This window comes from Vibrio splendidus, assembly GCF_003345295.1.
Taxonomy (GTDB): Bacteria; Pseudomonadota; Gammaproteobacteria; order Enterobacterales; family Vibrionaceae; genus Vibrio; species Vibrio splendidus_K.
Genome location: NZ_CP031056.1, coordinates 281,749 through 305,117, shown reverse-complemented (window position 1 = coordinate 305,117; position 23,369 = coordinate 281,749). Strand labels below are relative to the sequence as shown.

Below are 23,369 nucleotides of genomic sequence, written 5' to 3'. Positions count from 1 at the left end.
AATTAATTTGTTGAAACTGTTTTGGATGTCATTTCGCGAGATTTGTTGGAGGTTGCAAATAGCATCATAGCAACGATGATTAAGCCAACCGCCATCGCCCTCAAGGGGGTGATAGGCTCTCCGAACACCAAAACAGCAATGAAAAATGCTGACATAGGGATGAGGTTTAAAGCCATGCTGCTGCCTTCAACTCCCACACGTTCTATGCCGTAGATATACGCGATATAGCCCAGACCTGATACAAAACCTCCTAGCACCATAATGCATAGAAGTGACCAAGAAGGGCGCATCACCAGTAGCAGGCTGGGTACATCTATACCTGACACCAATAAATAAATGAAAAAACCAACAGCTGCGAAACCAAACTGATAATGCATGGTGCGAGTTGCACCGTATTTTTCTGCAAGCTGAGCGCGCAAATGAGTCACCGACGCAAAGCTCAACACACTCAATAAGCAAATCAGATGGCCAATGTTCACGCCGCTATCTTCCGAAGTAAACGGCGGAGCAAGAACCAATATGCTCACTCCAATCAAAGCAATCCCACTTGAGGCAATTTGCATACGCGTAAAGTGTGCACCATAGAAAACTTGCCCAATAGCCAAGATTGCAATCGGTACAAGACCTTGAATGACTCCGTTTTCCGATAGCGAAATATAATCGAGTGATAGAAATGACAAGAAGCTAAATAAACCTTGGCCTACTACACCACACACTAATAACTTAAATAAATCGCTTCGATTAGCCCAACTGAACGACAGTTTCGGTTTAGTTTGAGTATTGGTTTGACGTATTGCTCCAAAAATCAGGACTAAAGATAAAACCGAGAATGCCATCATGTAGCGCAGCCACACTAACAATCGCGCATCAATGGTTTGCAGTGGCAAGGTAGCTAAAGCAGCCTCAGAGCCCCATAGCAAACCAACGCTAATTGCTGCAATCCAACCTTTAGTCACTGATTTCATCACTTAGCTCACTTCTGGCGTTGCTTTCTTATCGCAAGCTAAGTTTTCTGCTGTCTGTTCTTCTTGCTTCGTTTCAAACTTAGTGAATACGTAAAGTGCTACGACAATCAATGAAACGACAATGGTTTTCCCCATGGCCATCTGCTCACCAAGTGTCACAACTGCCACTAAGTAGCCAACCAAAGGCATGAGGTTTAATGCCATCGTTGCCTTTTCTACACCGATACGCTTGAAAGAATACAATTGAATCAAGTAGCTACCACCAGAAATGCCTGTACCTAAGAAAATAAGCAGTGCAATCAACAGCGGGCTAGAGAAAATAATGTAAATCTGAGACAAGTCCAAGCCCATGGTCAACACAACGATAATGCCCATCACAGCAACCGAAATGTATTGGTACAGCATGGAAACCACTGAGCCGTATTTGTCCGCTAAGCTAGCTCGTAAATGTGCCGTCCACGCTAAAGCCAGCATCGAACATGTCACGTAAACATAACCCAGCAGCGGAGTACCGCCTTCAATGGTGTTTGTTGGCCCGACACTCATTGCGTAAATACAAACTGCAGATGCGATGAAAGCGCCCCACTGAATCTTGTTCATACGGAAGTTCATAAACATCATGCCAAAGAAAACCGTCGCGAACGGCTGCATACCTTGGATAACACCGTTTTCAGTCGCACCAATATGAGAAAGAGAAAGGAAATTAAAAAGTGAGAAAACCCCTTGTCCCACGATGCCACAAAGCGCAATACGTCCAATATCTTTGGTATCGATCTTTAATGAAGAACCTAAGTCTGCACTTAAGTTTTTGCTACGTGATGTAAAAAAGAAAATGATTGATAGGCCAATTACCGCGGTAACGTAGCGGAAAAATACCAATGTCATCGGATCAACAGCCATAGAAAGCGGCTTAGAGACCACCCCTGTTACGCCCCAGATACAGGCAACAGCAATGGCTGCAGTCCATCCTAAAAATGTGTCTCTGTTTGTTGTGTTCATCTTTCTATCTTCCATAATTTTTCGATAATGGCGGTGCGGCACACCGCCTTATTACTTGTAATTTGTATCGTGGTTGACGGTTAGTTAGCGTTTGTCGCCGTTTTCATCTGAGGCGCTTTTTTCTTCGCCTTACCAAACTTCATGAACAGCATCATTGAGCCAATAACGACCGCAATCGCTAATAGTCGCATTGGCGTTACCGCTTCACCGAGAGCAAACACAGCCAGGACGAAAGAAGACAGAGGCATCAAGTTAAGTGCCATACCCGTTCCGTCTACGCCGACTCGTTCCATGGCATAGATGTAGATTAGGTAGCTGATACCTGAAATACCCACACCCAGAATTGCAATACAAGCCATACGAAGTGGAGAACTGAAAATACCGAGTGCTGAAGAGAAGTCCGCCCCCACAACCAGTAGATAAAGACCAAAACCGATTGCCGCAAAAATGAACTGGTGGTACATCGTCGCCACTGAGCCATATTTCTCAGCAAGTTTCGCACGAGCGTAAGCCATCGTAGAGAAACTCGCCGCGCTACCAAGACAGATCAAGTGACCAATGTTGAAACCACTTCCTTCAACAGATGGATCCATGACCAAGATAGCGACACCAGCGAACGCACCAACCGCCGCCAAAATTTGCATTGGAGTAAAACGTTCACCATGACGAAGGAAACCAACACACAAGATAATGATTGGAATAAGCCCTTGGATTACGCCGTTTTCTGAAGCAGTGATGTAGTCAAGAGACAGGAACGATAGAAAACTGAAAGCGCCTTGACCAATAATGCCGCAACATGCTGCCCAGAAAATGTCGTGTCGATTTTCCCAGTTAAGCTTAAAGTCGACTTTTTTCTGTGGTTTACCCATCGCATTGCTGACTTGGATAATCACAAATAAGGTAATGAAGGCTACGGTATAGCGAACCCATACCAAGACCTGTGCATCCATTACTTCTAGAATTGGTGTTCCAACGATCCAGGGAATACCCCATAGCAGGCCAATGAAAATGGCCGCGATCCAACCTTTTACTGTATTACTCATCTTTAAATTCCTTTCATTGGTTGCTATTGATTTAGCAATTGTCCGTAACCTGGACACTGAGCTGTCTTACCGACTAGGTGCATGCAATGCCAGAACATCGCAGAGTTGCTGCACACGACAGGGATACCAAATCGATCTTCAATCTCTTGAATGTGGTCAAGAACACGAAGGTTAGTGCAAGACATAAATACAACATCGGCACTAGAATCAGGCAGCATTTCGCTTAATGCTTCCATCATTGATTCCTTTGAAACCGTGGTAATGTCAGTGTCTTTCTCAATGCCAAGTGAACCTAAAACAGGAACTTCAAAGCCAGCGGCAGTCAGTTGTTGATAAAGAGGGAAATTCACTTCTGTTGGATAAGGGGAAAACACGGCAACTTTCTTTGCACCCAAGTGCTTAAATGCAGCTTGAGCGGCTGTCCATGGATTGGTTGCGGGAATATCACCGCGATTTTGTGTAAGAAGGTTTGCTACTTTTTCTTCACCAATAATGATAGAAGCTGAAGTGCAACCAAACGCCATAACATCCATCGGTAAGCCCGTAGCAATCAAATCTGATGCTTCACTGATCCCAACCGCAATTTGGTCGAGCGCTTCTGGTGTCATCTCGCTGCTGTAATAAACGCGGGAGCTAAACACACCCGCTTGTGTACCCAGTAACTTTGCCCAGTCCATCTCTAAAGAGTGGTCAGTACTTAGTTGTACTAAACCGATATGAACTCGACCAATTCTTGGGGCCTGAACGTGCTGTAATGGGATTTCAAATTGACGAAACTGTTCTATTGTTTGCATGAGAAACTCGTATTTTTATAATTTTTATGTGCTGACTCTGGAGTCCAGAGCCAGCTTTTGTAGGGTGTTAAATTTGTAAGGTGCTAAGTTTTGAGCTAAATAATGATCAGTTCTGGCTCTGCGCGTTTGCTTAACCATTCAGCGCCGTCTTCAGTAATCACGATATTCTCTTCGTGAACCATTGACTTACCCGGTGCGTAAACCATGCCCGGTTCTAATGTCATCACCATACCCGGCTTAAGTACTGTGTTGTCGGTAGCCGTGTTAGACGGGCGCTCTGTCAGCTCCATACCTAAACCATGACCAAGACGACCAACGTCGTTGCCCAATGCACCATTGGCTTCTAATACTCCCCACATCGCGTTGTAGATGTCAGTCGTGGTTGCGCCCGGTTTCGCAGCCTCAAAGCCTTTCGTGGTCGCTTCGTAAGTAGCGCGGTATGCCGCTTTGGTTTGCTCACTTGCATGACCAAATGCCCAGTTACGGTCGAAATCAGAGAAATAACCATCACGTACAGCACCGGTATCGATGATCAACACATCTCCTGGCTCAATGATGCGATCAGTTGGGCCCATGATGATGCTGTCATAACCATCTGGCCCTGAGCCTGCGATGATATAAGGGCATTCGTCCGCACCTTCTAACAACATATCGATACGGAACTGTTTACAGATTTCACGCTCGGTCATGCCGGCTTTTGCGTATTGAGGGATCTTGCTAAACCCAACATTGGTAATGCGGCAGATTTCACGTGTTTTCTCGATTTCAGCTTGTGACTTGATCTGACGAAGTTCATGCATTGCTAAAGACACATCAACAAAGTCTTTCTTAACCATGGTGGTTAATTTCAAGTAATTGTTCACAGGCATACGTAGGTGAGATTCAATGCCTAGCGTTGCGCCTACTCGGCCATGACGACAAGGCAGAGAGTTCAATGCGCTAGCTACTAAGCTAATGCCATCATCTTCAGGACGAGGAGAAGGCCAAGTAATAATGTTATCGACCCATGTTCCCGCCATACCACTTGCTCCTATTTCAGGAACAATCGCAATCGGCTTTCCTTCTGCAGGAACGATGACAAACCATGGGCGAGTTGGGCTGTGCCAAAACTGAGTGTGGAAGCCAGTGAAGTAGCGAACGTTTGGTTCGGTTGTGAAAATCATCGCATCCAGATTCATCTCATGCATGACTTTTTGAGCGCGTGATGTTCTGTTTTCAAACTCAGCTTGTTCAAAGCCGCGGTTTAGGTAGTTAGTCATTGGAACCTCTAATTATTGTATTTAGGTAGGCACTTCTGCTGCTCTTCACAACCAGTAACCAACCCTATAGTTCAATTTTGTTTACGTTACGATGAGCATCTTACTGACATTTAAGTTAAATAATGTGACCAAGATCTTAGGGTTAACTATAGTGACCAGAAAGCATCTAAAACTGGGAATATTGTTGATTGCGATCAATTTTAGGTACTTATTTGTAACTTTAGCCTTGTATGGGAAGCGGATGTATAGTCTTATAGTTACATAAAGTTAATTGGCAACTTGAAATGCATCGAGTAACCAAAGATAATGAAAGGCAATTAAAGTTAACAACAGTGGTCTAAAATGAACGCATCAGCATATAAATCGTTTAACGTAGAATTCACCGACAATGATAGAGAGCATCTCGCACTGAACTTTCGCTTAGCCGAAACCATTGCCGACTTTATTGGTCCGCACTGTGAGGTTGTGATTCATTCATTCGAGAGCTTTGAAAAGTCGGTAGTGAAGATAGTGAACGGACACCACACGGGTCGAGAAGTAGGATCACCTATCACCGATCTGGGGCTGAAGATGCTGAGTGTGTTTGAGAGCACTGGTGAGGTCACGCCAAAGAGTTACTTCACCACTAGCAAAGATGGATCGTTACTTAAGTCTACGACCTGTGTGCTAGCTGGAGAAAATGGCAAACCAATTGGGCTGTTCTGTATCAATATGAACTTGTCTCACCCGTTTCCTGAGATCATAAAAACTTTAATGCCAGACATGTCTCATACCCCTGTGGGTGTGCATGAGAACTTTGGAGCTTCAACAACAGAAGTGATTGAGCAAGCGCTTGAGCACGCTATTTTTGAAGTCGACAACGATGAGTCAGTCAACTTAAAAGGTCGAAACAAAGCCATTACCAAGCAATTGCTTGAGAACGGTATTTTCGAATTAAAAGAGGCGACAGCATTCGTATCTGAGCGTCTTGGTATTACTCGCCACGCTATTTACAAATACATCCGCGAGTTTAGAGCATAGAAATCATATAAAGAGAAACGAAATGAAAACAAAAATCCATACAGATCTAGCACCAGCAGCAATCGGCCCTTACTCTCAAGGTATGGCATTCAAAGACCTAATCTTCACTTCAGGTCAATTACCGCTTGATGCAAAAACAATGGCGTTTGTTGAAGGTGGCATCAAAGAGCAAGCTCGTATGTCACTAGAAAATCTAAAAGCAGTTTTGGAACAAAGTGGTGGTTCACTGGATACCGTTATTAAAACCACATGTTTCCTATCTGATATGGAAAACTTCGTTGCATTTAACGAGGTGTACACGGAAGTATTTGGTACAGAGAACGCGCCAGCACGCTCTTGTGTTGAAGCCGCTCGTTTGCCAAAAGACGCACTAGTCGAAGTTGAAGCGATCGCTTACATCAAGTAATCACGTATTGCTTTTAGTGACTGCGTATAGCAAAAAATAACTATGTAATGTTATTAACGACAAAGTAAGGTCATTGAACATCGCTTGATGGCCTTTAATTCCTCTGCCTGTATCTAAGTGTGCCCTATGTTAAAACTATCAAAAAATTCATTCTACACTGGACAAGTTTGCGAGCTATTCACTGCATCTCAAGCGCAACAAGCGCGTGAGTTTCACCGTCAGATCGAAGGTTACCAACCAACGCCACTTGTCTCTCTTCCTAATCTTGCTAATCACCTTGGTGTTAAGGCGATCCTCGTTAAAGACGAATCAAAACGCTTCGGTTTGAATGCATTCAAGGTACTCGGCGGTTCTTACGCTCTGGGTCGCCAATTGGCAAAACACCTTGGCATTGATATCTCTGAGATCAATCTTAAAACGGTAGCTTCAAAACTAGAAAAACCACTTGTTTTTACGACAGCAACCGCAGGCAACCATGGCACTGGTGTCGCGTGGGCAGCTCGTGAAATGGGCCAAAAAGCCGTGGTTTACATGCCAAAAGGTTCATCTCAAGCAAGCGTTAACCGCATTCAAGGTTTAGGTGCAGAATGCATCGTGACGGAAGTTAACTATGACGACACGGTACGTATGGCGAACCAAACTGCGCAAGACAATGGCTGGATGCTTGTTCAAGACACTGCATGGGAGGGTTATGAAGAGATCCCAACATGGATCTCTCAAGGTTACATGACCATGGCAGACGAAGCCGTCGAGCAAGTTCAAGAGCAAGAATTTAGCGCTCCAACTCACGTATTCTTACAAGCTGGCGTAGGTGCAATGGCAGGCGGCATACTAGGCTACCTTGCAGACAAGCTAGGCGCAGATACATTTGAAACCATCATTGCAGAGCCAGCAGCCGCAGATTGTATTTTCCGCTCAGGCGAGAAAGGCGAAATGGTCAACGTAACCGGTGAGTTGAACTCAATCATGGCGGGCCTTGCATGTGGTGAACCAAACCCAGTGACATGGCCAGTATTGCGTGATTGCAGTAACTACTTTATCTCGGTTGATGACAGTATTTCAGCAAACGGGATGCGTGTTCTAGGTAACCCACTACAAGGTGACAGCCAAATCATCAGCGGTGAGTCAGGTGCGATTACACTAGGTCTTCTTTACCAACTTTGCCGAGAGGGCGCAGACCAAGCAACGCGTGACACTCTAGGCTTAAATGAAGACGCAACCATCATGCTCTTCAGCACCGAAGGCGACACCAACCAAACACGTTACCGCGACATCGTTTGGAATGGATTGCACCACTCTAACTAATTGCTGACGGTCATAAACTCCACAACACTAACGACAAAGCCACAGCGAACGCTGTGGCTTTTCTTTTACCAGTTGTTCTTTAATCGCTCTCTCAAAGCACCATTTCTCTAACTCGCACCTTGATTGAGTAACCAATAGCTCACCGGATTATCAGGGCACTGATAAGGACCACATTCGACAAATGTAGCAATAGCATTCAATGCCACCACCACGATTGCTAGTAAACACACAATCCGTCCAAAGTTACTCATTTTGTAAGGTTCGTGAGACTCGGCCTTATTGGTTAGTATCAAGATCACGGCTACACCCAATATGGTTGCAGCGAACAACACAAAGGCCCAAGTGTAATAGTGCATCCCCAAAATAGGGCTACCGTAACCAGGAGTGCCCGGAATCACGTGTAGGGAAACTTGTCTTAACGATGTGGCGACACCATACAAAGCGCCAATTAGCACAACCCCATAGTGACGCGATTGAGGCCCATAAACCACATTCAGCATGAAGCCAAACGCCACCATCACAAAGCCAATCCGTTGCAGTAAACACAGTGGGCAAGGAAGTTCATTGAGGACAAACTGAAGAATAAAGCCGATCAACAAAACGGCTGTCATACCCAGTAAGCCAAGCGTATTCAGAAGAGTTAACTGATTTCGATTCATGTTAGCTCCTTACAATAAGATCGACAGAGGGTCAGTCGCATGGTGATTAAACCAATACAAACCAAGGATCACTGAGCCAGCGAAAAAGCCATACGCGGCGGTCTTCTTGCCGAAAAACCCGCACACCATCGCCACAAGTAATAACAAAAACAGTAAAGACATCATAAGGGGCATCCCCTCCTTACTTATCGAGTGAGTCATATTGAACATCACAAAACACCCGCACCTACTTCCTTAGTCATTCACCTTAGGTGAACCAATGGATTACGGATTAAAAATCATCAACTTAATAGTTGTTAGTAACCTCCAAACTGTCAAGTTAGAAGCTACGTTCTGATGTCTATTCGAGCTAACCTCCAGAGGTAAACCCAACCCCAATACCGTGCTTTGCTACACTGACATAGCGTGACATGCTTAATTTGGCTGATATTAAATCGCTCCCATTGTGGCTAGGAAGCTTGATGAAAAAACACCGTACTCGACGACTATTGGCCCTTCCCTTTACATGCCTTATGTCTTCAAACACCAGCTTGGCAAGCTATACCATTGTGCTACCAAGCCAACATGATAATGGGTTCAACTTACATGGCTCCCCCTTATCAGCCAGAGAGGTGATCGATTGGGAGGTCAACAATAGTGACTTGGTGTTTGGGGCTTACGCCGATAAAAATGATAACGAAAGCGTCAGCGCGATTGGTTACATGTACAACCAAAAATTGGATCTGAATTCAGGAGAATTAGAAAACGAAATTAGAAATGCCGCAGAGCGAAATGGCATTGATTACGAAGATTTTTTCCTACACTTTTCAGAAGACACGATTCTGGCAGAGCCTGATACGAGTCACGGTGCCAATACCACTTTAAATCGCAAACCTATGATTATCGGCTATACCGCTGATGAAAAGCACGCGGGCTTTGCTCTTTATCAACCACCACCTTGGGATGCTGATGTGTTTGAACATTTTGACAAAGGTGGCGCTCTCTACGTTTATCACTCTGAGAAATTCAATCACTTAGCATTTGAATTTTCACACTTTGCACAGGGCGGAGAGTTTCAGATTGAGTATCCATTATCGATGAACGTTGAGGGTAAAGTCACGGCATGGTCTAGCGTCGATATAATGGAAGATAACACAAGCAACATGACCCGAAACCAAGCCGTAAACTGGCGAGTCCCATCTAACTGGGTAAGAACAAATACTCACGATGGAAGTGGCCAGAGTTATGGTGGGGGGCAGTATTTTGGTTCTACGTTTATTCGAGATGGCGGGCGTTTATACGTTGTTAGGGTACGCTGGCAAGGGAACCAAAATGATATTCGCCCTCGCTTAAATCAAGTTCAATTGAAGGACCATTTCCCGAAAATCGAACTCAAAGATCTGCAGACTTCAAAGACAGATTCACAACCACCAAACGAAACCAAGTATTGGCGCAAGATCCGTGGTTTTGACCAGTCAGCCGATCTCAACCAAGACAACTATTTATCACCTTCTGAATATGAAAATAGGAATAACAAATTGGCTACAGCTCGATTTCTCTGGGAGTCTCGCGTCATTCCTTTCGGCCGAATGTGGAACCAAAACTCATCATGGTCATTGACCAACCTTACTAACCCAGATCTACTGATGTTGATGCGAAACTACTATTCCAAACATTGGGGGCAACAAGGGCTCAATGGCGCCTACAACGACGATACCAACAAACTCCTTGGCAGCAATCAATTTGAGGTTCATTCAGGAGGAACCATTCAAGAGCTTGGTCTTGTCGTAGGGTCTAATGAAGCGGATAAGCAATACAAGACGCACTTCGCCGCCTTTCTCAAACAGTTATCAGCTAACGACGATACTCTTTCAATTGGCCTTAATATTGGAACGGCCAACCTTTATGGCCGAAACGGGCAATCACACTTAATTGACTCAGGAAACCTGTACTTTAGGGAGCACTACTTATTCCCCTCTACAGGCTTTAGTGGTTATGCCGGATTGTCTAAGTTTTGGGATAACTCAGCGTTAGCTAACACTGATTCAAGCGTTATATTCCAAGCCACTACTCGCTATGGGCGCGTTCAATACCTAGGTAACAGCCAAGATAACTGGCAACAAGATCAGTATTCAACCCTCGCTATTTATTACCTCAGCTACCAGCCACAACATAGTTATTTTAACCAGTGGAATAGCAGTTATGTGTATGGCAGTGGCAATACTACCGAAGAGAATTTTTGGAAGAGTGGTGTGCCGAAAAACATCGCTTACCGACCGACACAGCTGCTCAAAGTCGACCTAGGCTTTCCAGCCAACCGGATTCCGAATAAATTAGAGCCCATTCCGTTAATGCTTTCGACCACACACTCAACACCCAGTGACTACACCATTGTCGGCGATTCAACCAAGCATCAAGTTGTGCATGCTGATCTGCCAAACGGTAAGGTTCAGCTGTTACCAACCTATACCTATTTTCTTTATCGTTCGGAAACAAACATCGTAGAGGGAGGCCCTCAAGAGATGGTGCTCGCGAGAGAATTTGAGCATGGGCGCGTACTTTATCGAACCCATTTCTATGGTAAAAATCGTGACTTCTATTCGGCACCGAAACTCAGTATTCCATTACACAAGCCAATGAGGCCCGTCGATATGACTGGCAAGGTTGGTGAGTATGTGAAAGAAGTTAAGCTTGGGGGGTATCAAGGGCTATTTCTGCTTTATTAGCCCCTTAGCCCCTTAGCCCCTTAGCCCCTAGTTCAGGGTATTAGCCATCTTTACGCAACGGAATAAACACTCACCACTTTTCCTTTAAATTATCGGTGACCGTTAGCGGCCTTTTACCATCACACGCGCCTTTCTCAAGGTCGTAGACGGGACTGGCTCCATGACTGCTCCACCGATGATCTTCCCTCGCTATTTTTCGATATTGCGTCGGCGTGACGCCAATGTACGTTTGGAAAGTTTCATAGAATCGGCTACTCGAATTGAAGCCCACCGTGAGTGAAATATCGAGAATGGTTCTGTCAGTATCACTCAGCAAAGCACGAGCATGATTGATGCGCATCGCAGTAATGTACTGCTTGATGGTCATCTGCATCGTTCGTTGAAATACGTTCATTGCATAGTTGGCATGTAATCCAATATGTTCTGCGATATCTTTCACGGTTAATGGTTGGTTATGATGCATGGCGATGTATTCCAACATTTGGCTTACATAGAATTGGGAGTGTTTCGACACCCCTTTTGAGGTCGATTTTTCCTGTCGATTTACGAGCAGTTGTTGCCAACCATCAAGGCAGATTCGCTTAAGCATCAAGCCAATTTCATCGATAGCCAACTGCTGGCGACTTTCTGACGAATGCTTTATCTCTTGTACCCAACGGGCAATTTCAAATTCACTCACTAACGAACAAGAATTCGATTGCAACACACTGCCGTGAGTTACCTGATTGACTAAATCCCGACTGAGAGTCCACGACATAAAATGGTGAATCGGTATGTTGATGATCCCCATATTATGGCTTTGGCCGGGATTGGTGAGTCGATGAGGTACCGATGCCCAAAACAAGCCAATCGATCCACTCTTAACCACGATTGGGCTGCCGTTAATGATGTATTCCACATCGTCCCCAAAAGGAATATTCACCTCTATTTGACCATGCCAATGATAGCCGGGCATGGAGTGAGGAGCTCTAAGTTCGATATCAATTTTCTCATAGGACGAATAGAGAGAAAGCGGGCTTACCGACACGGTCTCGGATGAGTACTTATCTAAAGTGATAATTCTCAGCGCATCAGGGGTTGATTGCGGCATATCTCGTTCCTTAGGAAATCGTATAAATGACTTTTAGCAATTCCTCGATAATAAAACTCTGAAGGCGATCATAGTGCCGAAATACCCCATTTCATAAGATCAGCACAATGTGATTAGAGTCAGCATCTTAAGTGCAAAACTCGCTTCATTGCACAACCCCTCTCCTCAAAAGCCAGTAAGTTATCCCATTTCCTAAGATTTCCATTCAATGATTTAAAAATATTAGAAAACGGGAGAGCTATTTGATTATCTGAGACGAATCGACGTGGGTTCTAGGTGTACTTTGTCTGTATCAACAAAGAACTCAGAGAGATAAAGGATTCCACTATGCAAAGCCCTAAGATCACATTCATCGGCGCAGGATCAACCATTTTTGTTAAGAACATTCTTGGTGACGTTTTCCACCGTTCTGCACTACAAAACGCTCATGTCGCCTTGATGGATATTGATGAGACCCGATTAGAAGAGTCACACCTAGTCGTCAGTAAACTCATGGAATCATCGGGTGCTACTGGCTCTATTTCGTGTCACTTAAATCAAAAAGAGGCACTACAAGATGCAGACTTCGTTGTCATCGCTTTTCAAATCGGCGGTTATGAACCTTGTACGGTCACGGATTTCGAGGTGTGTAAACGCCATGGCCTGGAACAAACCATCGCAGACACACTAGGCCCAGGCGGTATTATGCGTTCGCTACGCACGGTCCCGCACCTTTGGAGCGTGTGTGAAGATATGACCGAGGTTTGTCCGAACGCCACTATGCTCAACTACGTCAACCCTATGGCGATGAACACGTGGGCGATGTACGAGAAATACCCGCACATCAAACAAGTCGGTTTATGCCACTCAGTACAAGGCACAGCAGAAGAATTAGCGCGCGACCTGGACTTAGATTATTCAGACCTTCGCTATACCTGCGCTGGCATCAACCACATGGCTTACTACCTCACTCTTGAGAAGAAAACAGAAAGTGGTCAATACATCGATATTTATCCAGATCTACTTGAAGCTTTTGAGAGTGGGCAAGCGCCTAAACCGGGTATTTATCACAATGGTCGCTGCACAAATTTGGTTCGCTACGAGATGTTCAAAAAATTGGGCTACTTTGTGACTGAGTCTTCTGAACATTTTTCGGAATACACCCCCTACTTTATCAAGCCGAATCGCCCAGATTTAATTGAACGTTATAAAGTGCCACTTGATGAGTACCCGAAGCGCTGTGTCGAGCAAATAGCCGATTGGAAACGCGACCTTCAAGAACTCAAAACAGCTGACAAGATCACCGTTGATGAGTCTCATGAGTACGCCAGCACCATCATGAATTCTATCTGGACAGGTACTCCGAGCGTCATCTATGGCAACGTTAAAAACGAAGCTTTAATAGACAACTTACCGCAAGGTTGCTGTGTTGAAGTCGCCTGTTTAGTTGATGCTAATGGTGTTCAACCAATCAAAGCTGGACGTCTACCAAACCACTTAGCCGCATTGATGCAAACCAATATCAACGTCCAAACTCTATTAACAGAAGCTATTCTCACTGAAAACCGTGACCGTATTTATCATGCTGCGATGCTCGACCCACATACAGCCGCTGTACTTGGAATAGAAGAAATCTACGCGCTGGTCGACGACTTGATTGAGGCTCATGAGGGTTGGTTACCAGAGTGGGTTAACAAGTAATTTCATACTAATAAAAAATACAATAACGTGAATATTAGCGCCTTCTCACAGAGGAGGCGTAAGGAGTGGCAATGAGTATCTCTATGAATACCAAGCTAAGTTATGGCTTTGGGGCGTTTGGTAAAGACTTCGCAATCACCATCGTCTATATGTACCTAATGTTTTACTACACGGATGTAGTCGGTATTTCTGCCGCTACCGTCGGAACCATCTTCCTCGTCGCCCGTATTTGGGATGCGGTCAACGACCCAATCATGGGCTGGTTGGTCAACAATACGCGCACCCGTTGGGGCAAATTCAAACCTTGGATTTTAATTGGCACGCTCGCCAACTCTGTCGTGCTACTCATGGTGTTTAGTGCGCATTACATCGAAGGCCCTTGGCTCATCGCCTACGCCGCTGTCACTTATATTTTGTGGGGCATGACTTACACACTAATGGATATTCCTTTTTGGTCGTTAGTCCCAACACTCACCTTAGATAAGCGCGAACGCGAAGAGTTAGTCCCATATCCTCGCTTCTTTGCGAGCCTCGCGTGGATAGTAACCGCTGCCATTGCAATGCCCTTCGTCAACTATGTAGGTGGTGACGACAAGGGGTTTGGGTTTCAAATATTTACGTTACTGTTGATTGCCTGTTTCTTAGTCTCGACGTTTATCACCCTGCGTAATGTCAAAGAACGCTATTCAACCGCGAACCTCGACGCCACACAGCCGGAAGAAAAAGTATCACTGAAAAAGCTACTGTCACTTATCTACAAAAACGACCAATTGACCAGCGTTCTATGCATGGCACTGTCTTACAATTTGGCGACCAACATCATCACAGCCTTCGCGGTGTACTATTTCACTTATGTTGTAGGCAACGAAGAGTTGTTCCCTTACTACATGGCTTATGCAGGCATCGCAAACCTCATCACACTGGTGTTGTTTCCTAAACTCGCAAAAATGTTCTCACGCCGTACTCTATGGGCTTGTGCTTCCACTTTCCCTATTTTAGGCAGTGCTGTTCTTATCTATGTTGGCATGTACGACAAACAAAGCATTTTGTTGATTTCAACGGCGGGTGTGTTCCTACAAATCGGTACCGCTTTATTCTGGGTTCTTAACGTCATTATGGTGGCAGACACCGTCGACTATGGTGAATTTAAACTAGGCTCTCGTTGTGAAAGCATTGCTTACTCTGTGCAAACCTTAGTCGTAAAAGCAGGCTCTGCATTTGCCGCTTTCTTCATCGGTATCTCGCTCACTGCCGTCGACTATGTACCTAATGTAGTGCAAAGCCCTGAAACCGTATTTGGCATGCAATGCATCATGGTCGGCCTACCTGCTTTCTTCTTTGCCATTGCATTAATCATCTACTTCCGCTTCTACAAGCTGAACGGCGCGTATCACCAAAAAATTCAAGATCACCTCACTGAAAAGTATGACCACATCACCAACGATGGCTCAGAAAATCACAAACCAACAGAACCAGTACAGGCTGTGTAAACGAGAACATAAACATTTGTCGTTGAAAAACAGGCCCTAAAAACAACAAAGCCTAGCGAGGGATCGCTAGGCTTTTTCAATTAGAAACACATATGAATTCTCATTGAAGACGATAAAGGCGAAGGCGCCCTTACTTCAATGGGTCATTATCAGGCAATGCTTTGTGAATCCATAGCGCCAAACGTTTTTTAATGTTGGCACCATCAAGCTTATCGTCAGGTAACGGTGTGATCTGATTAACCTCTACAAGGAACAAATACACCGCTTTAACCTTTATCGGTTGGGATGAATGTGGCAAATCAAAACCTTGTAGTTTTGCCATCTTAAAACCGACCTCAACTGCTTTTTTTACCAGCTTATCTTCATTAATGATCTTCGCGGTTTTCGACATATCATCTCCATCATCTTCATCGAATAAGCGTTGAGTATATCAAACAGAAAAATTCGAAAGATTACTTCGTTCTCAGTTTGAGGGGTCGCTTTGATAAATAACAAAAAGGGATAATAGGCTAGAAACCTGCTTGTAGCTTGCGTGACATTTATAAGAGGAATAGGAGTAAGCAACCAGCCTCTTAACAGAAGGCTCAATAAATGAGACATTCAGTCAAGAAAGTAAAAATCGAATAATATTTGACTTACTATTCTAAAGAATACGGAATACCATGGTCGTCATTTAGATGAAAAACATCCTTTAAAATAAAAATAAACCTCTGTTATTTAATCAGTTTTATACTAGAACGACCCAGATCATATTTACAGTCACCTGCAACTAAAACTTATTTACAAAACACTCATTAAGCAAATAGAATAAAACCACTAATTTTATACTGGTGTTAAAAATGCGTTACCTATGGGCTTCATTTTGTCATAAGAATCCAATCGTCGGACGAATCGTTCATATCCTTGTTATGTTAGTAGCGTTAGCCTCTATCGTTATCCCATTGATGTCAAAAGATGCAACAACAATCTTAGTTTCACTGGGTGTTGCTCTAGTATGTTTTGTGTTGTTTGCCTTCTTTGCGCTTGCCGATAAAATGCGCTCAGGTATGCACTAATCAGCTCAATATTCGCAAAGCATTCTCTTTTCTAAACTTCATTATAAAATGCATGCGACCAAGTACGGAAATGCCCAAAGTTATTAGCTTTGGGCTTTTCTTCTATAGCCTGCAGTTGGAAATTACAGCTATCAATCGGGCATGACCACAATACCCATGGTTTCAAGCAGTTGCTCTTGCTGCCAAGCGACAATTTTAATCCCCGACGTGTCTACCTTGCGAGGATCTAACCCTTCTAATTCAGCATGACATAAATTGGCACCTTGCATACTGAATTGCCCCCATACATCTTCCGAGAACACACCTCGGCTGAGATCAGACTCTTTCAATGACGCGCCGCCAAGGTAAGTGCCTATCCAACGGTTCTCAAACAGTTCGCACTTCTCTAAACAAGCCTGTTCAAAATTAGCGTAAGACAGGTTGCAACCCGTGATGTATGCCGAGCAAAAATACATGCGATTGCTCACCTGATTGGCAAAATTCGCACGAGTAAAGTTCGCCCCTTTCAAGTCGCATTCACGTAGCTCAATACCATAGCAATTCGCGTTACTAAAATTCGCCATCGCCAACTGACAATTCTGAAAACTTGCATCTCGTAAGTCGGCAATATCAAAGTGGCATCCCTCAATATCGCCTTGCTCAATAAACTTACAGTTAATAAACGTTGCATCACGTAAGTTCGAACGTCTGAAATCACAACGGATAAACGTGCAGGCTGTAAATGTAAGCTCTGATAAATCTTGCTGAGCAAAACTGTGGTGATGATAAGTGCTGTTATTGGTGTCCATTTAGCCCCCTAAAGAAATTAAGCTAAGACTACCATTGCGATCTTAAGAAAACACCAAATTAAAAACCAACAAAAACAGCAACTTAAAACACCCTGATTTAGCCATTTTAAGGCACCAAACAAGCCCTTTAAGGTTGTTATTTTCGATTTACAGGATGTGCTTATCTTGAAAAAAGTTTTGTCGCTTAGAAGTGCCAATAAGAGAAAAAGTCACTTTGACGAAACGAGTCAATTATTGACCGCGTCCTAACGCGCTAGACTGGACGGTTGGTATGTTGATCGTTACACTATTCCTCATTCTCAGCATAAAGAGTAAGAACAATGAAAGACATGCGACAAGCTATGCTCGATGCAGGGTTTAGCCTTATTAATGAACACGGGTTTGCTGGTGTTGGCCTGATGAAAATCATCAACCAAGCGGAAGGCACGAAGGGTTCTTTTTACCATTACTTCAAATCCAAAGAACACTTTGGTGAGATCCTTCTTACTAACTACTTTGATGAGCATCTCGCTAAGCTAGATGACTTTTTAAGTGATGAGTCGCTTTCTCGTCGTGACCGCGTAAAAGCCTATTTCGAGTTTTGGTGTGCATCGAAACTGACTGAAGACTTCAATATCCAATGTCTTGTCGTAAAACTGGCGGGAGAAGTCTCTGGGTCTGCTAACCCGTTACAGTCCACAATGGCAATAGGTGCAGAAAAGATCATCCTGCGTATGGCGAAGCTATTTGAAGAAGGCAATGGGACCGGTGATTTCACGATCGCAGAGCCCGAATCGCTGTCTCGAATGCTTTATGGCCTATGGCTAGGCTCAACGCTCATGGCCGCCATGCAGCGTAACCGTTCGATTCTAAACAATGCCATGGAAGAGACTCTTCTCGCCATGAACCCAGCCCAAGAATCGGCTGACTAGATACCAAATACCAAAAGGCTCGCATAATTTATGCGAGCCTTCTATCTTACTGTAAACATTGATTAAATCGATTCACGCTTACTCCGTCACCCCAGACGAGACGGAATATTATTAGCTTTAAGTAAGCCCTTAATAACAGGGTCGATATGCTTGAAGAAGCTCAGCCATCCTTCACAGAGATAATTTAACCCAGCCTCACCATCTCGACTTTTGATGATGCGGTTTTTAGGGCACTCGCCATGGCATGCAAATTTAAACTCACAGGCTTGGCATTGTTTCGGCAGAGACTTCTGTTTGGCGAACCCAAAACGCTGCTGCGCTGATGAGAAAGCTAAGGTGGAAAGTTCTTGCTCCTGAATGTTACCCAACTGAAATTCAGGAAAAACATAATGGTCACATGAATAGACATCACCATTCGGTTCAACCGCGAGCCCTTTCCCGCAAATCTCACTCAATGTGCACATCGTGCTTTCTTTCCCCATCCACACACCAAAGAAGTTTTCAAAATAAGGCACGAGCACCTGACCAAAATCATGTTGGTACCATTCATCAAAAATCGTAGAGAGAAACTCTCCCCATTGTGCTGATTCAACACTCCACGGCTCTAGATCGCCTGAAACAGGAATGATCGCCTTCTGGTTGGTGAGCCATTTGTTGTTAGTATGAGCAGCACGCTTATCGACCACAGGAATAAACTGCAATTGCTTCGAACCCACTTCATCACGCAGAAAGCGATAGACCTCTAATGGATATTTTCCTGTCACATCATTCACGCAGCTTAGGGTCGCGAACTCGACATCATGCTGCTTCAAGTAGCGAATGCCACGCATTGTTTGAGAAAAAGTACCTTTGCCTGCACGGTTGGTTCGGTAGTGATTGTGTAAGTGCTCTGGGCCGTCAATGCTCACACCAATGATAAAGTCATTCTTTTTGAAGAACTCACACCACGCATCATTCAGTAACGTACCGTTGGTTTGAAGGTCATTGCTAATCTTGCTGTAGCTAGGACAATATTTTGTCTGCAGATCGACGACTTTTTGAAAGTACTCAACCCCCAACAAGGTAGGCTCTCCACCGTGCCAAGAAAAGATGATTTCATGCGTATTCTGCCCTTCTATGTACTGCTTGATATAACGCTCTAACAGAACTTCATCCATCGTATATTGAGAGCCTTTTGGGTATTCAAGCAGCTGTTGTTTTTCTAAATAATAACAGTAGGTGCAACTGATATTACACACCGCACCTATCGGTTTTGCTAACGCCTGAAGTTTGCTGTGTGCTTTGCCATTGAACTGCGGAACTGAACTCAAATTTGATAGCGATAATGTCGTCATGAAGAGTGCCTCGATGTAAAAGTTATTGTATTAGCCAAAACAATTCGTAATTCCTTTACACGGTGTTCATCGGCCAACCAAGCTTGATGGCATTAGGTTGGCCGAGTGGTTTTTTCCTCTATTTCACGTTTTCAAACGGGTTCCACGTTTCGTCAACTGGGACGATATTTTGCGCTTTTTCGTATTCTTGATATTCAGCGACCATTTCAAGGAACAGATCTGGCATTTCATTTCTCAAGTCATGTTGCTCTGCAGGATCTTTCTTGGTGTTGTATAGGTGCCACTCACTGTCACCGCCCATTCCCGTAGAAATTCGGATGATCTTGTAATCACCTTTAAGCAAAATCCCGCTACCAAACAATTCAAATGGAATCGCATTGTTGGCACTGTGCACGTCTGCCGTTTCCCCTTTGAAGTAAGGCAACAAGCTCACACCACTCATCGGCGCCACTTCTCGACCTTGATATTCGGTTCCTGGATGATCGACCTCTGCAATCTCAAGAATCGTGGCTGCAATGTCCTTCACTTGAGATAAGTCGTCTGTCTGAGTTCCCGGTTGCAACGCATCTTCACCGTCTAAAAGCGCTTTGGCTGGCTTAACGATAAATGGCACACGGATACCGCCCTCTGCTGTATAAGCTTTGTACCAAGATAGGCCACCGGTTGAAGCGCTTGCCCACTCAGGACCAAGTGACACACTGGAGTTCGCCTTACCTAAGTTTTCAGTCGAATTATCGAAATGATGAGCAGTCCACGTTCGGATCAAATCACTGATATTTTCACCGGTAATATCCGCCGCTTCTGGGCCATTATCCGCTAGGTACATGATGTAAGTATTATCGTATTCCCCGATTTCTTTCAGGTAATCGACTATCTGACCGACTTGTTGGTCCTGCATTTCCATCATGCCCATCGCGACAGCCATTTTCTTGCCGTACCACTTTTGTTCTTTCTCAGAAAGCGAGTCCCAAGGCCGGCTTAATGCGTTACGATCTGAAATATCGGCGTCTTTTGGAATCACGCCCATCTCTTTCATGCGTTGGAAACGATCTTCTCGAACCGAGTCCCAACCATGCTCGACGTAGTAATCAACTTTATCTTGATAGGCAGACTCAGGCGCTTGCAATGGCAGGTGAATACCAGTGAATGGGACGTAAGCGAAGAAAGGCTTACCGTCGTCTTTTTTGCTGTCGATCATCTTGATGATCTCGTTGGTGTAAACTTGGTCTGAGTACTCGCCTTTGTACTTGTCCTCAACCACTTCACCGTTACGGTAAGTTGGCTCAACTTCGACGCCGGGAATATCCCCTTTTTGCAGCGCATCCGCTGTCGCGGCATTTTTGGCCGGGAACATCATATCTCGATTAAAGTGATTCGAGCCGCCCGCTAAGATACCGTAACTCTCTTCAAAACCTCGATCGTCAGGTAAGAAACCATCGTCGTGCCCCAAGTGCCATTTCCCAGAGAGGTAAGTGTTATAACCACTCTCTTTAAGCAGCGTTGCGACCGTAACCCCTTTCTTGGTGAGGTAACCTTCATAACCCGGCTTGCCAATCGCACCCGGATAAACAGCATAGTCGAAGGTGCCTAGCCCAACCTCGTGGCTATTTGCTCCGGTTAACATCATAGAGCGCGTTACCGATGAGGTTGGTGACGCGTGAAAGTTAGTAAACTTAACCCCCTCTTCAGCCAGCGCCATTAGGTTTGGTGTATTGGCTTCTGAGCCATAAGGCTGAGTATCGGCAAAGCCCACATCATCGCCAACAATGACAACAATATTCGGTTTTTCTGATTCTGCGGCCAGAGCAGCACTGCTTGCCGCGGCCATTGCAGTGAAGACTAACGATTTCTTGAATGTCTGCATAAGACGTTCTCCAATTTCTGTGATTAACTTTTTCAGTAATTAACTTTTCTGCGAATAACTTTTTCTGAGGCTAACCTTTCTGTGATTAACCTGAGTTAGGATTTGAATTAGTGCGCGGCTTGCGACATCCAATGTAATAAGTCGAGCGCGGGGTCATACTCTTGAGTTGCTGCCATGCCAATCCAGGTGACAGCTTCCGCCTGGCTGGCTTGAACGCCACTTCCAGAGATATACATCAACCCAAGCTGTGTTTGAGCTTCAGGGCTACCGTTATTGGCTGCGGTGACGAACCACTCCGCGGCTTTTTCATCATTCTGTTCTACGCCATCTCCGCTCAGATATAAGTAAGCGACAGAGAGCTGGGCATCCAATTGCCCTTGGTAAGCTTCATCCAACAGTTGCACGACATCTTGATGCTGCTGTACTTGATCCGTTATGGCTTCATTCTCAAAGATCTCACTTCCAAAGCTTGCCTTGGCAAAAAACAGAACAACCAAAACACCCGCCAAACTCACGGTAGTTAAACGTTTATTGAGCATTTATTTCCTCCTCGGGAATAAAGTTCACGACGTCCCTGTTGAATGAATTAGGTGAAAAGTAGGAATGGCGCGATGATGCACAAGCTTGATAGCAATACGTTTTCAATTTTCATAATTGACTCTCGAGTAATGATTGTTGAGTGAATCATCGACTGAATTAAATGGTCATAACATTCAGTCGATTAAGACAGAGACTTAAATCGCTTTCTCTATGATGGTTTCAATCGTCTGTTTCGAGATTGGGTAGAACTGAAAACAGATGTCTTTTTCAATCGCTTCTGCAATGTTGCTCTTCTCTTGCTCATCAAACTTCCAGCTGCTGAAACGCTTCATCGCACCCACACTGGTTTGGAAGTTATTTAAGAAATCCAACACTCTCTGGTAAACCATCTCATCGGTTCCCGTAGTGTCGACAGAGAATGCTTGAGCTAACTTCGCCGCATTCGGCATGTAGAACTCTGGCAGTGCTTCAATCACAACCGGCATTAATACCGTGTTGGCATCGCCATGTGGAATGTGGCTAATCGCACCAAAGGCATGAGCACAGTTGTGAATCGGAATACCGCCCAAAGACGAATAGAAAGCAGAAATCGCCATGGTACTTGCTTGAAGAAGGTTGCCGCGTGCCGTTAGGTTTTCTGGCTCTTTCAATGCCAAGGGTAAGTTTTCAACAATCAATTTTGCAGCCTGAATACCGTAAGCGTCGGTGAATGCATTACTCATTGGCGAGACAATCGCTTCAACAGCGTGTGTTAGTGCATCCATCGCGGTAGAACGAGTCAGATGAGCAGGCAGCTTAGTGGTCACCGTTGGATCAAGGATCGCGATATCAGCTTCCAATCCAGACGCGACTAGACTTGCCTTAATGTTTTCATGTTCATTGTAAAAAACAGCAATCGGAGAGGCTTCTGCGCCCGTGCCAGCCGTTGTCGGAACCGCAATATGTGGCACTCGAATATCTTCATTGTTTGGCCACACATCCATATGACCACCGCCCGCAATCACCGTACGGATATCATCTATCTGTTTATGAAATGCGTATTTCACACCTTTAGAAGCATCAATCACACTGCCACCACCAACAGACAAGATCGCATCAGCATTGACGCTGTTTGCAAATTCAATTGCAGCGTTGATGTTGTCGCAAGTCGCGTCTGGCGCGATATCGGTGTACACACCAACAAGTTGAACTGCTTGTTCATTACCTGGCTGGTTCACCTTTTCGTTTACAAACAACGCCGAGAACTGCTCAACAAAACCAAGAGACTCCAAGCCTTTATCAGAAAAGAGCACGACTCTTTGCGCACCTAAGCGACCAAAAAGAGAAGGGATATTTTCAATGCCATTCTCTTGAGCATGAACAATGGTTTTAAGTTGAAAGTTAAAATTATTGGTTGTCATGGTATTTACCTCATTTCTAGTTGATGACTAAACAATAACCAATACAAACCGGTCGGTCTAGA

At 44.6% G+C, this 23,369-nt stretch carries 22 protein-coding genes; 8 read left to right on the top strand and 14 right to left on the bottom strand.

Annotation, left to right across the window (positions count from 1 at the left end; translation table 11 throughout):
* Positions 1-2: 2 nt before the first annotated feature.
* From DUN60_RS17270 to DUN60_RS17250, 5 genes are all read right to left on the bottom strand, one after another.
* On the bottom strand, positions 3-965 hold the full coding sequence (locus tag DUN60_RS17270) for a DMT family transporter (RefSeq protein ID WP_114634487.1): 963 nt from the start codon (positions 963-965) through the stop codon (positions 3-5).
* 3 nt (positions 966-968) lie between these two features.
* A complete protein-coding gene (locus DUN60_RS17265) occupies positions 969-1,964 on the bottom strand; it encodes a DMT family transporter (protein ID WP_114634486.1) in 996 nt (331 codons plus the stop codon).
* 80 nt (positions 1,965-2,044) lie between these two features.
* A complete protein-coding gene (locus DUN60_RS17260) occupies positions 2,045-3,007 on the bottom strand; it encodes a DMT family transporter (protein ID WP_114634485.1) in 963 nt (320 codons plus the stop codon).
* Between the two features lie 23 nt (positions 3,008-3,030).
* Positions 3,031-3,801, bottom strand: coding sequence for a maleate cis-trans isomerase family protein (locus DUN60_RS17255; RefSeq protein ID WP_017082838.1), 771 nt, complete (start codon positions 3,799-3,801; stop codon positions 3,031-3,033).
* A 95-nt stretch (positions 3,802-3,896) separates the two neighbouring features.
* Positions 3,897-5,060: a M24 family metallopeptidase gene (locus DUN60_RS17250; RefSeq protein WP_114634484.1), complete on the bottom strand. Its 1,164-nt coding sequence runs from the start codon at positions 5,058-5,060 to the stop codon at positions 3,897-3,899.
* A gap of 342 nt (positions 5,061-5,402) precedes the next feature.
* Here DUN60_RS17250 and DUN60_RS17245 point away from each other — a divergent pair, with 342 nt between their 5' ends.
* The 3 genes from DUN60_RS17245 to dpaL all read left to right on the top strand — a co-directional run bounded on the left by DUN60_RS17245 (position 5,403) and on the right by dpaL (position 7,791).
* The gene (locus DUN60_RS17245; RefSeq protein WP_114634483.1) at positions 5,403-6,080 is read left to right on the top strand and encodes a helix-turn-helix transcriptional regulator; all 678 of its coding nucleotides are present in this window, start codon (positions 5,403-5,405) and stop codon (positions 6,078-6,080) included.
* Positions 6,081-6,102: 22 nt separating this feature from the next.
* Positions 6,103-6,486, top strand: a complete 384-nt coding sequence (locus DUN60_RS17240) for a RidA family protein (RefSeq protein ID WP_004732389.1) — start codon at positions 6,103-6,105, stop codon at positions 6,484-6,486.
* Positions 6,487-6,612: 126 nt separating this feature from the next.
* A complete protein-coding gene (dpaL, locus tag DUN60_RS17235; protein ID WP_114634482.1) occupies positions 6,613-7,791 on the top strand; it encodes a diaminopropionate ammonia-lyase in 1,179 nt (392 codons plus the stop codon).
* 107 nt (positions 7,792-7,898) lie between these two features.
* On the opposite strand, the gene DUN60_RS17230 is transcribed toward dpaL, so the two are convergent.
* Together DUN60_RS17230 and DUN60_RS24590 are read right to left on the bottom strand one after the other, a co-directional pair.
* Entirely contained in the window at positions 7,899-8,450 is a 552-nt protein-coding gene (locus tag DUN60_RS17230) for a disulfide bond formation protein B (RefSeq protein WP_114634481.1), read from the bottom strand.
* Positions 8,451-8,459: 9 nt separating this feature from the next.
* Positions 8,460-8,615, bottom strand: a complete 156-nt coding sequence (locus DUN60_RS24590; RefSeq protein ID WP_017075701.1) for a DUF5993 family protein — start codon at positions 8,613-8,615, stop codon at positions 8,460-8,462.
* 296 nt (positions 8,616-8,911) lie between these two features.
* Here DUN60_RS24590 and DUN60_RS17225 point away from each other — a divergent pair, with 296 nt between their 5' ends.
* Positions 8,912-11,155 (top strand): hypothetical protein, encoded by a 2,244-nt coding sequence (locus DUN60_RS17225; RefSeq protein ID WP_114634480.1) that lies wholly within the window; start codon positions 8,912-8,914, stop codon positions 11,153-11,155.
* Positions 11,156-11,225: 70 nt separating this feature from the next.
* On the opposite strand, the gene melR is transcribed toward DUN60_RS17225, so the two are convergent.
* Positions 11,226-12,245 carry a transcriptional regulator MelR gene (gene melR, locus DUN60_RS17220; RefSeq protein ID WP_114634479.1) on the bottom strand — a complete coding sequence of 340 codons (1,020 nt, stop codon included), beginning with the start codon at positions 12,243-12,245 and terminating at the stop codon, positions 11,226-11,228.
* A 327-nt stretch (positions 12,246-12,572) separates the two neighbouring features.
* Here melR and melA point away from each other — a divergent pair, with 327 nt between their 5' ends.
* Positions 12,573-13,925, top strand: coding sequence for an alpha-glucosidase/alpha-galactosidase (melA, locus tag DUN60_RS17215; protein WP_114634478.1), 1,353 nt, complete (start codon positions 12,573-12,575; stop codon positions 13,923-13,925).
* 71 nt (positions 13,926-13,996) lie between these two features.
* Positions 13,997-15,415 (top strand): melibiose:sodium transporter MelB, encoded by a 1,419-nt coding sequence (gene melB / locus DUN60_RS17210; RefSeq protein WP_114634477.1) that lies wholly within the window; start codon positions 13,997-13,999, stop codon positions 15,413-15,415.
* A gap of 130 nt (positions 15,416-15,545) precedes the next feature.
* Here melB and DUN60_RS17205 read toward each other — a convergent pair whose 3' ends face one another.
* A complete protein-coding gene (locus DUN60_RS17205) occupies positions 15,546-15,806 on the bottom strand; it encodes a DUF5062 family protein (protein WP_004732406.1) in 261 nt (86 codons plus the stop codon).
* A gap of 448 nt (positions 15,807-16,254) precedes the next feature.
* Here DUN60_RS17205 and DUN60_RS17200 point away from each other — a divergent pair, with 448 nt between their 5' ends.
* Positions 16,255-16,470: a hypothetical protein gene (locus DUN60_RS17200; protein WP_065206590.1), complete on the top strand. Its 216-nt coding sequence runs from the start codon at positions 16,255-16,257 to the stop codon at positions 16,468-16,470.
* Positions 16,471-16,601: 131 nt separating this feature from the next.
* Here DUN60_RS17200 and DUN60_RS17195 read toward each other — a convergent pair whose 3' ends face one another.
* The gene (locus DUN60_RS17195; protein WP_017078472.1) at positions 16,602-17,258 is read right to left on the bottom strand and encodes a QnrS family quinolone resistance pentapeptide repeat protein; all 657 of its coding nucleotides are present in this window, start codon (positions 17,256-17,258) and stop codon (positions 16,602-16,604) included.
* 320 nt (positions 17,259-17,578) lie between these two features.
* Here DUN60_RS17195 and DUN60_RS17190 point away from each other — a divergent pair, with 320 nt between their 5' ends.
* Positions 17,579-18,169: a TetR/AcrR family transcriptional regulator gene (locus DUN60_RS17190; RefSeq protein ID WP_065206589.1), complete on the top strand. Its 591-nt coding sequence runs from the start codon at positions 17,579-17,581 to the stop codon at positions 18,167-18,169.
* A gap of 86 nt (positions 18,170-18,255) precedes the next feature.
* Here the strand turns inward: DUN60_RS17190 and DUN60_RS17185 are convergent, their stop codons facing one another.
* The 4 genes from DUN60_RS17185 to DUN60_RS17170 all read right to left on the bottom strand — a co-directional run bounded on the left by DUN60_RS17185 (position 18,256) and on the right by DUN60_RS17170 (position 23,307).
* Positions 18,256-19,503, bottom strand: a complete 1,248-nt coding sequence (locus DUN60_RS17185; RefSeq protein WP_065206588.1) for an anaerobic sulfatase maturase — start codon at positions 19,501-19,503, stop codon at positions 18,256-18,258.
* Between the two features lie 118 nt (positions 19,504-19,621).
* Entirely contained in the window at positions 19,622-21,367 is a 1,746-nt protein-coding gene (locus tag DUN60_RS17180) for an arylsulfatase (protein WP_065206587.1), read from the bottom strand.
* Between the two features lie 107 nt (positions 21,368-21,474).
* The gene (locus DUN60_RS17175; protein WP_114634476.1) at positions 21,475-21,906 is read right to left on the bottom strand and encodes a tetratricopeptide repeat protein; all 432 of its coding nucleotides are present in this window, start codon (positions 21,904-21,906) and stop codon (positions 21,475-21,477) included.
* Positions 21,907-22,101: 195 nt separating this feature from the next.
* On the bottom strand, positions 22,102-23,307 hold the full coding sequence (locus DUN60_RS17170; RefSeq protein ID WP_065206586.1) for an iron-containing alcohol dehydrogenase: 1,206 nt from the start codon (positions 23,305-23,307) through the stop codon (positions 22,102-22,104).
* Positions 23,308-23,369 lie beyond the last annotated feature (62 nt).